The sequence below is a fragment of the Flavobacterium potami genome (genome assembly GCF_020026915.1).
GTDB classification, from domain to species: Bacteria; Bacteroidota; Bacteroidia; order Flavobacteriales; family Flavobacteriaceae; genus Flavobacterium; species Flavobacterium potami.
The window spans coordinates 387335-402056 of record NZ_JAINUY010000005.1 but is presented as its reverse complement, the minus strand read 5'-3'; the positions used below and the strand labels follow the sequence as shown (position 1 = coordinate 402056).

Below are 14722 nucleotides of genomic sequence, written 5' to 3'. Positions count from 1 at the left end.
TTTTAATGTGTCAATTAGGCAATGTGTCAATTAGAAAATTAATTATCTAATTGGCACATTATCTCATTATCTAATTATTAATTTTTCTTTACTGCTGAACAACCTGCCATTGTTGTAATTTTAATGGCTTCTGTAGCTGGTAAGCTTTCGTTTCTGTTTACTGTTTCCTGTACAACATTTCTGGTGATTTCTTCAAAAACACTTTCGATTGGAGAAGCAGTTTGCAACGCTGCTGGGCGTCCGTAATCTCCTGCTTCGCGAATAGATTGTACAATTGGAACTTCTCCTAAAAATGGAACATCTAAATCTGCTGCAAGGTTCTTTGCACCTTCTTGTCCAAAAATATAATATTTATTGTCAGGTAATTCTTCTGGTGTAAAGTACGCCATATTTTCGATAATTCCCAAAACAGGAACATTGATATTATCTTGCATAAACATAGCTACCCCTTTTTTAGCATCTGCAAGTGCTACCGCTTGTGGAGTACTTACAACAACCGCTCCAGTTATAGGAAGTGACTGCATGATAGAAAGGTGAATATCTCCAGTTCCAGGAGGCAAGTCAAGTAGCATGAAATCTAACTCTCCCCAATCTGCATCAAAAATCATTTGGTTTAATGCTTTTGCAGCCATTGGACCTCTCCAGATCACGGCTTGACTTGGAGCCGTAAAGAATCCGATAGAAAGCATTTTAATTTCGTAGCTTTCAATAGGTTTCATTTTAGACTTTCCGTCAACCATTGTAGAAATTGGTTTTTCGTTTTCAACGTCAAACATAATTGGCATTGAAGGACCATAAATATCAGCATCTAAAACACCAACTTTAAAACCCATTTTTGCAAGTGTAACGGCCAAGTTTGCAGTTACAGTAGATTTTCCTACTCCTCCTTTTCCAGAAGCAACTGCAATAATATTTTTGATCCCTGGAATAGCACGACCTTTAATTTCAGGTTTTTCCGGAGATTCTACTTTAATATTTACTTTAACTTTTGCGTCTGGAGATATTACTTCGTGAATCGTTTTTCTAATATCATCTTCCGCTCTTTTTTTGATGTGCATTGCAGGTGTATGCAATACAAGGTCTACGACAGCTTCATCTCCAAATGTAATAACATTGGTTACAGCGCCGCTTTCAACCATATTTTTTCCTTCTCCAGCAATAGTAATGGACTCTAAAGCTTTAAGAATTTCTTTTCTATCTAATTTCATTGTAATGGGCTATTTTTTCTATTCTTAGAAGCCAGTTTTAAAATAAAATTTATTTCAACTGATTTCAGGGTGCAAAGATAACAGATTAAGTTCGGAATTAAGCGTTTTTAAATTGTAATTATTGATAGAGAGATTATTCAAAATTATGTAAAACGATTTTTTGAAGTATATTTTGACGCTCAATAGATTATCAGATAGAATCTTTTTTAAATAATGAATTTGAATTTGTCGGATAAGAGAATGTGTTTTTTTGTCAAAATTTTCTGTTTTTTAGATTTAAAATCTCACAAATCTTGCTTATATTTGATTGCCCAAAATCGATGATTTCCAGATATAAAAAAGTATACGAAAACTTGTTTTTTCTAGAAGTGTTTATTGGGTTTTCGATATTTTTTTAAAGTTATTTTCTACCACTTAAAACTTTAAGAATATGCGAAATTTTACTTTTACATCCATTATTATTCTATTTAGCTTTTTTGCATTTTCATTTACGTCATTCCCCGACATAAATAAAAGCAAAGAAACGGCTAAGTATGTTTCGACTCTTACGATAGATGCAACGTCTATAAATGCTTTTTTCAAAAAATATCCTAAACTGAAGAAATATCAAAAGGAAGTTGAGGATGTTTACAAGGATAAACAATACAAATCTATTTGGTATGATGATAAAAACATAAGCGAATTTGGAGCTTTACTGTATCAAAAAGTCAATGTCCTGAAAGATCAAGGAATTGATAATACAATGCCTTATAAAGAAGTGATAGACCAAGCGTTTAATGAAAGCGATAATATAGTTCCGCCTCAATTAGATACAGAGCTGCTTTTGACCAGTATGTACGTTTTTTATGCCAGTAATGTCTATTCTGGTGTAGATCCGGCGACACTTAAAAAAATAGGTTGGTATCTTCCGGCCAAAAGTATTTCTTATTCCCGAATATTGGACTCACTTATTGTTGATACAAATCGATTAAATGAAGATGATAATCTGTTGTTTAGTCAATATTATAAATTGCAAGATGCTTTAAAGAAATATAGAAAAATAGAAAAAGACGGTCTTTGGCAGAAAATTACTATTGACAGCGCCACTTATAAAGATTTAAGACCAGATGATTCGTCTGTTGCAATTAAACAAATCAGACAAAGGCTTTACGTGGATGGAGATCTAAAGCAAGATTCGAAAAGTAATTTTTATGATCAGGAATTAATGGACGGTATTATGAAATACAAAAAAAGACACGGACTTACGCTTAATTATATTATTACAAGAGATCATATTAATCAGTTTAATGAACCTATAAGTAAAAGAATCAAAACGATAATGCTTAATATGGAGCGCTGCCGCTGGATTCCGACCAAATTAGCAAAAGCCAATGAATATGTAATGGTCAATATTCCCTCTTTTAGAATGTTTTATGTGAAGAATGGAAAATATGATTTAGTCTCAGATATTTTTGTTGGAAATCGATTGAGCGAAACCGTGATTTTTAGTGGTAATATGGATAGAATTGTTTTTAGTCCGTATTGGAATGTTCCGAATAGTATTATCCAAAACGAATTAAAATCGCAGATCGCAAGAGACAAAAATTATCTGGCCGAAAATAATATGGAATGGAATGGCGGGCGTGTAAGGCAAAAACCAGGTCCGAAAAACTCTTTGGGTCTAGTTAAATTCATGTTTCCTAATCCGAATGATATCTACATGCATGATACTCCTGCAAAAAGTCTTTTCCAATTTGAAAAACGTACTTTTAGCCATGGCTGTATTAACGTGAAAGAAGCAAGAGAGCTGGCACTTCATATTTTAAAAGATGATCCGGATTGGCCAGTAGAAAAAATTGACAAAGCAATGAGTGGAGAAAAAGAAACAACATGCATGCTTAAAAATAAAATTCCGGTTTATATTGGTTATTTTACAGCTTGGGTTCAGGACAATGGCGATATAGATTTCTTTGCAGATGTATACGGAAGGGATGATAGTTTAGATAAACTGCTGTATTCAGATTCTGTAACAATGAACTAAATCAAAAAAAGCCCGACGGATTGAACTGTAATCTGTCGGGCTTCTAAAAAAAATGGTCTACAAGCTTATTCGTATTTTAAATATTTTAAAACGTCTATTTTAGTTACTTGGTAGGCCTTTGTTAGTACAATTATCAAAGTAAGAATTACTAAAGAAATAAGTGCTACAGTAAAAGGCACAACAGAAATATTAATTCTGTAAGCAAAATCCTCAAGCCATTTTTGCAATAAAATATAAGCAGGTATAATTCCGATTGCGAATCCCATAAAACAGAACATGATATATTGTTTTGATAATTCTTTCAGCAAAATATCAGTCTCTGCACCCAGCGTTTTTCTAATTGCAATTTCTTTCAGTCTTCTCTCCATCGAAAATGATGCCAAAGCGAACAATCCGAACACAGCAATTACGATTACAACCAGATTTAAGATAAAAAATAGGTTTTTTTGCTTCACTTGCTCGGCATAAGTTTTAGCAAAACCTTTGTCAACAAACTGATAGTCAAAAGGGTAGTCTGGGTTGACGTTTTTCTCCCAAAAAGATTTCAATTTTTCTAACGTTTCTGTTAAATTATTTGGAGAAACCTTTACAAGTACATTATTGAAGTTATTCCATTTCAAAGTTTTTAGATTTATAAAAACCATAGGTGGAACTTTATCCTGTAGTCCGGTAATATTAAAATCTTTTACCACTCCTACTATTTTAAATTTCAAATTGCCCTCTTTTTCATTGCCCCATCCTGATGTTACGATCGTATTTATTGGATTTTTTAGGTTTAATGTTTTAACGAGTGTTTCATTCATCAGCATGCTGTTTATTGTGTCTGAAGAAAATTCAGGAGATAAATCACGTCCTTTTACGATTTTGATTTTCATCATATTTAGAAAACCAAAATCCATTTCAACATTTCTTGGTTGAACAAAAATGTCATTGTGTTTAAATCCGGAACTTGAATTTGTACTTCCACCAAAAGAACCAGCAAATGCAGAAACATCTAACACTCCAGGAATTTTTTTAATTTCTTCTTTTGCTACAAGATATTGTTCTGTTCTTTTAAATCGGTCTGGTTTGTTAAACGGAATTGAAATTACTTGATCGCCACTAAAACCAAGGTCTTTGTTCATCATATAATCAACTTGCGAATTCACGATTAATGCACCAATAATAAAGAATGCTGCAATTCCAAATTGAAATATAAGCATAGAATTACGAATCCATATTCCGCTTTTACTTCTTGAAAAATTGCCTTTTAACACTTTTAAAGTTTCAAAATTTGAGATATAAATAGCAGGGAAAATACCCGCAAGAATGATTACTAATCCAAATATTAAAATGAGTTGCAGGTAAAATTCACCGCCATTCATAGTCAAATTTTTATTTAAAAAGGTATTGTAATAAGGTAAAGAAAGTTCTACAATGGCAAGTGCAAACAAGATGGCAAGTGTAACAATTATAGCAGTTTCAAATATAAACTGCGCAATAATTTGTTTTCTAGAAGCACCAACAATTTTACGAACTCCAACTTCTTTTGCACGTTTGATGGCAGATGCAGTCGCTAAATTGATGTAGTTTACCAATGATAAAACCAAAATCAAAATAGACAAACCTCCCATTATGTATAGTAATTTCAAATTACCGACTCCTTCAGGAAAATTTGAATTTCCTGAACTTTTTGTTCCGTGAAGACGAGATGTTTTTAATTGATCTAAAATAACGGTTATTTCACCATTTTCTTTAACATATTGTTCAACCGTCTGACCGCTTTCTTTTGCATCTTTTACTGTTCTGTTTACAAAATTAACGTTATGCATTTTCTTTAAAACAACTGCAGGATTAGCATCTTTTTTAATTTTTATAAGTAATCCGTAATTGAAATTTCCCCAGCTATTTTTGTCGCCTTCTCTTTTTACGCCGCTAAACACATAGTTTGGTTCGATTGAGGAGGGTTTGGTAATATGATAGACAGATTTAACAATGTAGTTGTTGCTATTGTAGGTGATAGATTTACCAATAGGATCCTCATCTTTAAACAGTAATTTTGCTTGTTCGTCTGAAATCGCTACACTGTTTTTTTCTTTTAGAATATTTTTTTTAGCTCCTTTTAAAATATCGAAAGGGAAAAAGTCAAAGAAATTTTCATCAGACACCATTATTTTTTTTACTAATAATTTCTGGTCTTGATATTTTATTACTTCATCATCGTACCAAGTGTTTATAAAGCAAACATTATCTATTTCCGGAATAGTTGCTTTACAAGTTTCTCCAAACGGAATCGAGCTTGAAGCCCAAATATCTCCAGTTGTACCAATTTTATTCAGTACCAGATATACATTTTCCTTCTCCGGATTCCATTGGTCGTATGAGTTTTCGTTATTCCAATACAAAATGGCGAAAATTACGCTGGCAATTCCGATGCTTAATCCTAAAACATTTAAAAACGAAAACAATTTGCTTTGTCTTAAATGATAAATAAATATTTTGAACCAGTTAAAAATCATGGTGTTTGTTTTTAGTTAAATGAGTTTTGAATCTAACGGATTCTTTTTTTTAAAGCATTGTGAAAATTTTGCAGACCAATTCTATCAGAACTACGAATGCAGTAACAATAATTTTAATCATGATTTCTTTATTTAGCGTCCATAAATACATCTACATTTCTCTGGTTTAATTTCTCAGAGAATATAACTCCGTCTTTCATATGAATCGTTCTTTGCGAAAAAGAAGCATCATAATCAGAGTGGGTAACCATCAAAATTGTTGCGCCTTTAGCATGTAAATCGGTTAAAAGTTCCATTACTTCATTACCGTTTTTACTATCTAAATTTCCGGTTGGCTCATCGGCCAAAATAATTTTAGGATCATTTACTAAAGCTCTTGCAACGGCAACTCTCTGCTGTTGTCCTCCAGAAAGCTGTTGTGGGAAATGTTTCAAACGATGAGAGATATTTAATTTCTCTGCAATCGCTTCAATTTTCTGTTTTCTATCAGAAGCTTTTACATTGTTGTAAAGCAAAGGCAATTCGATATTATCGTAAACAGAAAGTTCGTCGATTAAGTTGAAGTTTTGAAAAATGAAACCAATATTTTCTTTTCTCACTTGTGCTCTTCCTTTTTCTTTCAGGCCAATCATTTCCTGATCTAATAATTTGTAACTTCCGTCATTTGCGCTGTCCAAAAGTCCGATGATATTTAGTAAAGTCGATTTTCCACAACCTGAAGGTCCCATGATAGTTAAAAAATCTCCTTTTTTTATTTCTAAATTGATACCACTTAAAGCAGCAGTTTCTATTTCTTCTGTTCTAAAAACTTTGGTTAAATTCTGAATTGTGATCATAATTTTTTAAGGTTTTGAAATGTTATTAAAAACGTTTTTTGATTGATGATTGAAACGATGATTTTGTTTTTTGTTTTCTTTTGTTTCAGGTTTCAAGTTTCAGGTTCTTTCGTTGAGTTAACTTGGAACTTGAAACCTGAAACAAAGTAAACTATTGTTTTTCCAGCGAAAGCTCCTCTACATCTTTGTAATCTGTATAAGAGGAAGTAATTACCGATTCGCCTTCTTTTAAGCCTTCTAAAACTTCGTAATAAGAAGGATTTTCGCGTCCGAGTTTTATATTGCGTCTTTCTGCTTTATTGCCTTTTACTACAAAAATCCATTTTCCGGCTGCTTCTTGATTAAAAGTTCCTTTCGGAATTACAAGTGTTTTATTTTTTTCAGATAAAATCAGTTTTACGCCAAAACTAAGTCCGTCTTGCAGTACAATATTTTCTTTTGAAACAAATGCCAGTTCTACAGTAAAACGACCACTTTTAACCTCAGGAATTACTTTGGTTACCAAAACTTCAAGATTTTTTCCTTTAAATTCAACTTGACCTTTTAAACCTTCTCTGATTTTTTCCAGATAAAATTCGTCTACTTCTGCGGCAAGTTTGTATCCTTTATTTGAATCAATTTTTCCGATGCTTGCTCCAGCCAGAAAAGACTTTCCTAAGACAGGTTCAAAAGAAGTTAATCTTCCTGTTTCTGGTGCAGTAATTAAAAAGTTCTTTTTGTTGTTTCTCAAAATATCCAAACTCTTTTCCATCGTTTGAATTGAGCGATTGATCTGTGAAATCTGAACCTGATTGCTTTGTTTTTCTTTTTGAATACTTTGCTGGATGGTTCTTTTTCGTTCTTCCTGAAAACGAAGGCTTTCCTTAAAAGTATTCCAGTCATTTCTCGAAATTACTTCTTTTTCATAAAGCTTCGCATTCATATCGTACAGTCTTTTGGCGTCATTATAATCATGTTCAATTAAAACCAAATCTTTGGTAAGGTTTAATTCCTGATTTCTAATGTTCAATTTTCCCGTATTCAAATTGTTGATTTGCTCGATAATAGCTGTTTCCTGAGTCAGGTAATTCAATTCTGTGTTCGGATTGTACAAACGAGCTAATGATTGTCCTTTGGTAACTATTGCACCATTTTCTACAAAAATTTCTTTTACAGAACCACCTTCGGTAACGTTGACTAACATTACATTTAAAGGTTCAACTTTAGCCTGAAAAACAACAAAATCTTCAAAAAATCCTTTTTCTGCTTTCTGGATTACCAATTCATCAGCCTTTACATTTAAAGTTCTTTTAGTATTGAATGCAAAAAAGACGATTACAAGCAAAACTAAAAAAACAGCAATTGCTATTGTGAGATATCTAATTTTTTTATTTTTACGAGGAATTATCTTGTCCATTTTTTTAATATTTTACTGATAATCAATAGGTAAATACTGTGCCATAAAATTTATTATTTGTAAAGTGTTGATTTTAAAGAGGCTTTCAAAATCACTATAAAAAAGCAGTGTTCGATAATGAACAGTTGACCGTTCGAAACCGAACAAAAAAGGAACTCATGAGAAAAAAGCAAGCCCAAATATTAGTTGTAGACGATCAGGAAGAAATTCTTTTTTCTGCAAAAATGATTCTTAAAAAGCATTTTGAAACCATTTTTACAACCAATAGTCCTAAAAAAATTATTTCAATTTTAAGTGAAAACGAAATAAATGTGGTGCTTTTGGATATGAATTATCGAATTGGTTTTGAAGACGGGCGAGAAGGAATTCATTGGTTGAAAGAAATTAAAACGCTTTCGCCAAATACTATTGTAATCTTAATGACCGCTTTTGGTAAAATTGAAACGGCTGTTGAAGGTATAAAAATAGGAGCTTTTGATTATGTTTTGAAACCTTGGCATAACGAAAAACTGCTCGAAATTATTGATAAAGCGGTTGCTGAAAGCAGAAAAAACACTAAGAAAACAACAACTTTTGAAGAAGATAAAAACGAAAAAAGATATTTTGTCGGAACTTCAGCCAAAATAAAACAAGCTTACGCTATAGCTGAAAAAGTAGCCAGAACTGATGCCAACGTTTTGATTTTGGGAGAAAACGGTACCGGAAAATATGTTTTTGCCGAATATATTCATCAACATTCCGAAAGAAAAAACCAGCCTTTTGTGCATGTAGATTTAGGTTCTTTAAGCGATAATCTGTTCGAAAGTGAACTTTTTGGTTATGCCAAAGGTGCTTTTACAGATGCTAAAATTGATACAGCCGGTCGTTTTGAAAATGCCTCGAACGGAACTATTTTTTTGGATGAAATCGGGAATATTCCGTTGCATCTTCAGGCAAAATTATTACACGTTTTACAAACCAAAACCGTGACTCGTTTGGGAGAAAGTAAGCCTCGACCTCTAAATGTTCGAGTTATTGCGGCAACCAACAGCGACATTAAAACTGAGGTTAAAAACAAAACGTTCCGTGAAGATTTGCTTTACAGAATTAATACCATGGAAATAAATCTGCCTTCTTTAAGAGAAAGAAAAGATGATATTGTCCCGATGGCCAATTTTATTTTAGAACAAGTTGCCCAAAAATACAATCAGGAGAATTGGCATTTTGAAGATAATGTAGCACAATATTTAGAAAAATATCCATGGAAAGGAAATGTCCGTGAAATGGAAAACAAAATTGAACGCGCTCTTATTTTAGCAGAAAACAATACAATCTCTGTGTTGGATCTGGATATTTTAGATTTTGAAGAAATTCAGGAAAATGATGAAAATCCGTTATCTGAAATGGAAAAAGGTGCAATTGAAAAAGCTCTTTTTAAACATAACGGAAATATCAGTAAAACGGCAGATGAACTTGGTTTGTCTCGTGCTGCGCTTTACAGAAGAATCGAAAAATACGATTTGAAGAATTAAGCAAAATGAATTGCGTCCAGCTTTAGCTGGATGTAGAAATTAAAGAAAGATTGGAGGCTTTAGCCAAATATCAGCATTTTGGCTAAACCCCATTTTATAAATAAATTTTATCCCTCTAGCTAAAGCTGAAGGCAATTCAAACAAAAATGAAGAATTGGAAATTTTATAACGCATTGTTTGTAAGAGTCGTTTTTGTAATGGCACTTTTTCTTTGCAGTGCTTTTTTGTTGTACAACGGATTCAAATTCAATGCGATTCTGGTTGGTGTTTTTGTTTTGATTTTCTTGTTTGAAATGTATTTTTTTGTCAAAAATCAATTGTTGTTTTATGATAAAACGATAAGTTCTATTTTGCATAGCGACTTTTCTACGCACTTTCCAGAAGAAAATAAAAAGGACAATTTCAATAGCTTATATCTTTTGTATGAAACTTTGAAAGTCCAGAAACAAGAGCAGACTTCGAAAGAATTAATCTACCATTCGATTCTGAACAGTATTGATACTGCAGCTTTGATTCTGGAAAAAGAAAACGAAACTTGGTCTATTTTTATAATGAATGACTGTTTTTCAAATCTCTTTAAAGTGCCCAAAGTAACGCACTGGAAATACCTTAAAAATTATATTCCCGGACTTTGTAGCGAAATTGAAAATCTTGGTTTTGCTGAGGTTAAAACGGCTATTTCAATCAAAATAGAAGATCAGGATTTGCAGACTTTTATGCTTCAGACTTCTCACACGCAAACGTACAATAAAGAATATTTTATCATTTTATTGGATAGTATTCAGCGTGTTATTGAGAAAAAAGAGAAAGAAGCATGGATCAATTTAATGAAGATTATTTCGCATGAATTAATGAATTCGTTAACGCCAATTCGTGCGCTCTCGCAAAATCTGCTTCATATTGTGGATCAGGAAAAATTGGAAGAAGATGATTTTGAAGATATTAAAAGTAGTATTTCGACCATCATAAACAGAAGTGATCATTTGCAGGTTTTTGTTGAGAATTATAGAAAACTGGCCATGCTGCCGACGCCAAACAAACAAATGACGCCAATCAATGCGCTGTTTGAAGATTGTTTACGAATTATGAATCCGATTTTGAAACAAGAAGGAATAGAATTGGTAAATGAAATTCATAGTTCTCGTTCGGTTTTGATTGATAAAAATCAGATGGAACAGGTGATTATCAATTTGATTACCAACAGTATTCATGCTTTGAAAGAAAAAGAGGAAAAGAAATTGATGATTTCGAGTTATACCGAAAACAATCGCTTTTTTATTGTGATTTCTGATAACGGAAAAGGAGTAGATGCCGAAATTCGAGATAAAGTTTTCTTGCCATTTTTCACCACCAGAAAAGACGGCGCAGGAATTGGATTAACGCTTTCTAAAAACATCATAGAAGCGCATGGAGGTTATTTAAGCTATCAAACTGATGAAGATCAAACTAGTTTTGTGATTTGTTTGATTTAGTATTTTGCCACAATGGCACTAAGACACAAAGATTTTTATTGTAGAAATTGTACTGTAGAGACGCACTGCTGTGCGTCTACGCAACTATAGGAAGTGCGGAATGTTTTAATCTCGCAAAGTCGTAAAGATTTTATTGTAGAGGAGCACTGCAGTGCGTCTACGCAATGAGAGCAAATGTCGCTTAAATTTTAGATAATGTCACCCTGAGCGAAGTCGAAGGGCGTTCCAATTGGTGCGTGGCTTCGATTCCGCTCAGCCTGACAAAAATATATTTTTCTAACCCTGAATTTCTGGTTTCCAGAAATGTTTTTCTAAATCTACAATTTGATTGTCGACGACTTTAATGCCTTCATTTTCTAACAATTGCTGCATTAAATTAGTTCCGTCAAAGTGATGTTTTCCTGTTAGAAGTCCTTTTTGGTTTACGACTCTGTGGGCAGGAACATCATCCTTATTATGACAAGCATTCATTGCCCAACCCACCATTCGTGCAGAACGTGCCGCGCCTAATGCTTTGGCAATAGCGCCATAAGAAGTAACTTTACCAAACGGGATTTGTCTAGCAATTGCATAAACTCTTTCGAAAAAATTTTCTTCAGCCATTTTGAAATATTTACCATTAAGATATGAAGTTAATAAAGATAAAAACTTAATTTTTCTTAATTTCTTAATGGTCCGTTTTATTTATCCGAAGTAATAATTCAAAATATTGAAAAGTGTTGCAATAGCTACTAAACCGGTAATGCTTCCAATGATAGTATTCATGTTTCGCATGATGTAATCGGTTTTCTTTTCGATTCTTCCAAAGAAAGCAATGTAGCTGTATAAAATTGCAAACGACCCTAGTACAGAACCTAAAACAAAGGTAAAAATAACCGTGTTTTCAAATACAAAAAGATTGTACGAAGCCAAAGTTACACTCACGACAACATAATAGGGAATAGGAAAGAAGTTTAATCCAGAAAGTAACATTCCGAGAAAAAAACGACTTTTTTTACTGCTTTTTTTAATTTTTGATTTCTTTTTGGTTTTGGGTTCTTTAGCAATAAAAAGAAAGTAAATCGTTAAAATAGAGAAAATTACAAAACCAATTTCGCGCATTAAGGTTACAACATCAGGTCGATTATCAATTACTCGTGCAAATAAAACCGCAAGATAAACCTGTAGAAAAATAACAAAAACAGCACCGATTACAAACCAAAGCGCATTCTTTTTTCCTTCTTTCAGATTTATTTTGGCTGCTGTCATATTGATTAATCCAGGTGGAATAATCCCAATTGCGGCGGCGATAAAGCCCGAAAGTAATGGAGTAAGATATACCATTCAGTTATTAAATCGGTTAGTATAAAATTTCAAAATAAGGTTAGTCCTTAATTTTGAAACGAATATACGTAATTGCCTTGTTAATTTCTAAATATTGTTTCTCATAAAATGTCTGAATTGAAGTTACTACTTCTGGACTTCCTTCATTTTTATAAACATTGTGGTTTGCATATAAAACCTCGTGACCTTCTCCATGAAGTAATCCTAGTGTATAACCGTGCATGAATTCGCTGTCGGTTTTTAGGTTTACGACACCGTCTTTTTTCAGGATTTTTTTGTATAATTTCAAGAATTCAGAATTTGTCATTCTGTGTTTCGTTCTTTTGTATTTGATCTGCGGATCTGGAAAAGTAATCCAGATTTCGTCTACTTCGCCTTCGGCAAAAATATGATTGATCAATTCGATTTGAGTACGAACAAAAGCAACATTATGAAGACCGTCTTCGACAGCAGTTTTAGCACCACGCCAGAAACGTGCGCCTTTGATATCGATTCCGATAAAATTTTTGTCTGGGTATTTTTCTGCTAATCCAACAGAATATTCTCCCTTTCCACATCCTAATTCTAAAACTAAAGGATTATCATTTTTAAAGAAATCAGAATTCCATTTTCCTTTTAAAGGCATTAAATCGCCTACAACTTCTTCTCTGGTTGGCTGAAAAACGTTTTGAAATGTTTCGTTTTCTCTGAATCTTTTTAGTTTGTTTTTACTTCCCACTTGTACAAAAATTTTCGGCAAAATTAAGGAATATAAACGAATGAAAGTAGCGGAATTGTGTTTAAAAGTTTTTCCGCCACGAATTCACGAATTTTATTTTTAAAATAATTCTTGAATTGGTGGCGGAGAAAAATATTTTTAACCGCAAATTGCACAAATTTTCACAAATTTCTTCGCGACATAAATATTATGATATACAAATCGGAGCTATGTGTAAAAAATAATTCGCGAAAATTTGTGTAATTCGTGGCAAACTAAAAATTACCCGTAATGAGGTTCTGTAATGGGTTGTGCTTTCGGGTCAAGAGATTCGTCGTGTTGCGATAAATCCAATCCGATGTGTTCTGATTCTTCTGAAACTCTTAACGGAATAATGAAATTAGTTACTTTAAATAAGAAGTAAGCTCCGAAGAAAGTAAAGATTGAAACTAGAACCAACGCCATCATGTGGTGACCGAAAACATTCCATCCACCGTGAAGCAAACTTGCGTTTTCTCCGTGAGCAAAAATAGCCGTTAAGATCATTCCCATAATTCCACCAACTCCGTGGCAGGCAAAAACGTCAAGCGTATCGTCAAATCTTTTAGAATATTTGCAGTTTACAGCCGTGTTAGAAACCAAAGCTGTGATGAATCCGAAGAACATACTTTCTGGAACAGAAATATATCCTGCCGCTGGTGTAATGGCAACTAAACCAACAACAGCTCCGATACACGCTCCAAGAGCAGAAACTTTTCTTCCGTTCATTCTATCAAAGAAAATCCAAGTTAACATTGCTGCAGCAGATGAAGTGGTTGTGGTTGCAAAAGCCATAGCGGCAGTTCCGTTGGCAGCAAGTGCAGATCCAGCGTTGAATCCGAACCAACCGAACCAAAGCATTCCAGTTCCTAATAAAACAAATGGAATATTGGTTGGAATATGTTGGCTGTTTTTTCTTTTTCCTAAAACAATAACTCCCGCCAAAGCAGCAAAACCAGAACTCATGTGTACTACAGTTCCTCCAGCGAAATCTTTTACACCAAAATAACTTCCTAAAACACCAGTTGGATACCAAACTGCGTGGCATAAAGGAGCATAAATGAATATAGTAAATAAACTAATGAATACTAAATAAGAGATAAAACGAACACGTTCTGCAAATGAACCCGTAATAATCGCTGGACAGATAATCGCAAATTTCATCTGAAACAAAGCAAAAAGCATAAACGGAATCGTGCTTGCCAATTGTTTATGAGGCAAAACGCCTACATAATCCATAAAAGCAAAAGTAGTCGGATTTCCGAAAAAGCTGTAAAAATGATCTCCAGAGCCAAATCCAACCGGATCACCAAAAGCCAAACTAAAAGCTACTGTAACCCATAAAAGTGTAACAACTCCCAAGCAAATAAAACTTTGAAGCATGGTAGAAATTACATTCTTTTTGCCTACCATTCCACCGTAAAAGAAAGATAATCCAGGTGTCATGATTAAAACCAGACAGCTTGAAGTTAACATCCAGGCAACATCGGCAGGAACAATATGATCTGTTGTTCCAAATTCTGATAAAACATAACTATTTTCTGTTACTGTTGGCCAAAATGCACCGATTGTGCAAACGACACTAATCATAATAAAGGAAATAATCCAGCGTTTTTCTATTTTCATTTTTAAAATACTTTGTTTAACCCTATTTTTTTTGGGGTCAAAGTTAAAAAAAAATAAATATTCTCGTTTTAAAGGCTGATAAAATAGAGGTGCGTG

General features: G+C 33.3%; 11 protein-coding genes. 3 read left to right on the top strand and 8 right to left on the bottom strand.

From position 1 onward, the window contains the following. Positions 1–77: 77 nt before the first annotated feature. Positions 78–1208 (bottom strand): Mrp/NBP35 family ATP-binding protein, encoded by a 1131-nt coding sequence (locus K6T82_RS16615; protein ID WP_223707841.1) that lies wholly within the window; start codon positions 1206–1208, stop codon positions 78–80. Positions 1209–1638: 430 nt separating this feature from the next. Here K6T82_RS16615 and K6T82_RS16610 point away from each other — a divergent pair, with 430 nt between their 5' ends. After that, positions 1639–3228 (top strand): L,D-transpeptidase family protein, encoded by a 1590-nt coding sequence (locus K6T82_RS16610; protein ID WP_223707839.1) that lies wholly within the window; start codon positions 1639–1641, stop codon positions 3226–3228. Positions 3229–3293: 65 nt separating this feature from the next. On the opposite strand, the gene K6T82_RS16605 is transcribed toward K6T82_RS16610, so the two are convergent. From K6T82_RS16605 to K6T82_RS16595, 3 genes are all read right to left on the bottom strand, one after another. Then, positions 3294–5726, bottom strand: a complete 2433-nt coding sequence (locus K6T82_RS16605) for an ABC transporter permease (protein ID WP_223707837.1) — start codon at positions 5724–5726, stop codon at positions 3294–3296. A 128-nt stretch (positions 5727–5854) separates the two neighbouring features. Continuing rightward, the gene (locus K6T82_RS16600; protein WP_223707827.1) at positions 5855–6562 is read right to left on the bottom strand and encodes an ABC transporter ATP-binding protein; all 708 of its coding nucleotides are present in this window, start codon (positions 6560–6562) and stop codon (positions 5855–5857) included. A 151-nt stretch (positions 6563–6713) separates the two neighbouring features. Further along, a complete protein-coding gene (locus K6T82_RS16595) occupies positions 6714–7958 on the bottom strand; it encodes an efflux RND transporter periplasmic adaptor subunit (RefSeq protein WP_223707825.1) in 1245 nt (414 codons plus the stop codon). A 158-nt stretch (positions 7959–8116) separates the two neighbouring features. Between K6T82_RS16595 and K6T82_RS16590 the strand changes: the two genes are divergently transcribed. Together K6T82_RS16590 and K6T82_RS16585 are read left to right on the top strand one after the other, a co-directional pair. After that, positions 8117–9469, top strand: a complete 1353-nt coding sequence (locus K6T82_RS16590) for a sigma-54-dependent transcriptional regulator (protein ID WP_223707822.1) — start codon at positions 8117–8119, stop codon at positions 9467–9469. 146 nt (positions 9470–9615) lie between these two features. Next, positions 9616–10941 carry a sensor histidine kinase gene (locus K6T82_RS16585; RefSeq protein WP_223707819.1) on the top strand — a complete coding sequence of 442 codons (1326 nt, stop codon included), beginning with the start codon at positions 9616–9618 and terminating at the stop codon, positions 10939–10941. A gap of 276 nt (positions 10942–11217) precedes the next feature. On the opposite strand, the gene K6T82_RS16580 is transcribed toward K6T82_RS16585, so the two are convergent. From K6T82_RS16580 to K6T82_RS16565, 4 genes are all read right to left on the bottom strand, one after another. Next, a complete protein-coding gene (locus tag K6T82_RS16580) occupies positions 11218–11544 on the bottom strand; it encodes an MGMT family protein (RefSeq protein WP_223707816.1) in 327 nt (108 codons plus the stop codon). 81 nt (positions 11545–11625) lie between these two features. Further along, entirely contained in the window at positions 11626–12264 is a 639-nt protein-coding gene (locus tag K6T82_RS16575; RefSeq protein WP_223707814.1) for a LysE family transporter, read from the bottom strand. Between the two features lie 40 nt (positions 12265–12304). Further along, complete coding sequence (trmB, locus tag K6T82_RS16570; protein WP_144215838.1) at positions 12305–12982, bottom strand: tRNA (guanosine(46)-N7)-methyltransferase TrmB; 678 nt, start codon at positions 12980–12982, stop codon at positions 12305–12307. Between the two features lie 261 nt (positions 12983–13243). Then, positions 13244–14626 (bottom strand): ammonium transporter, encoded by a 1383-nt coding sequence (locus K6T82_RS16565; RefSeq protein WP_223707811.1) that lies wholly within the window; start codon positions 14624–14626, stop codon positions 13244–13246. Between the last annotated feature and the right edge of the window lie 96 nt (positions 14627–14722).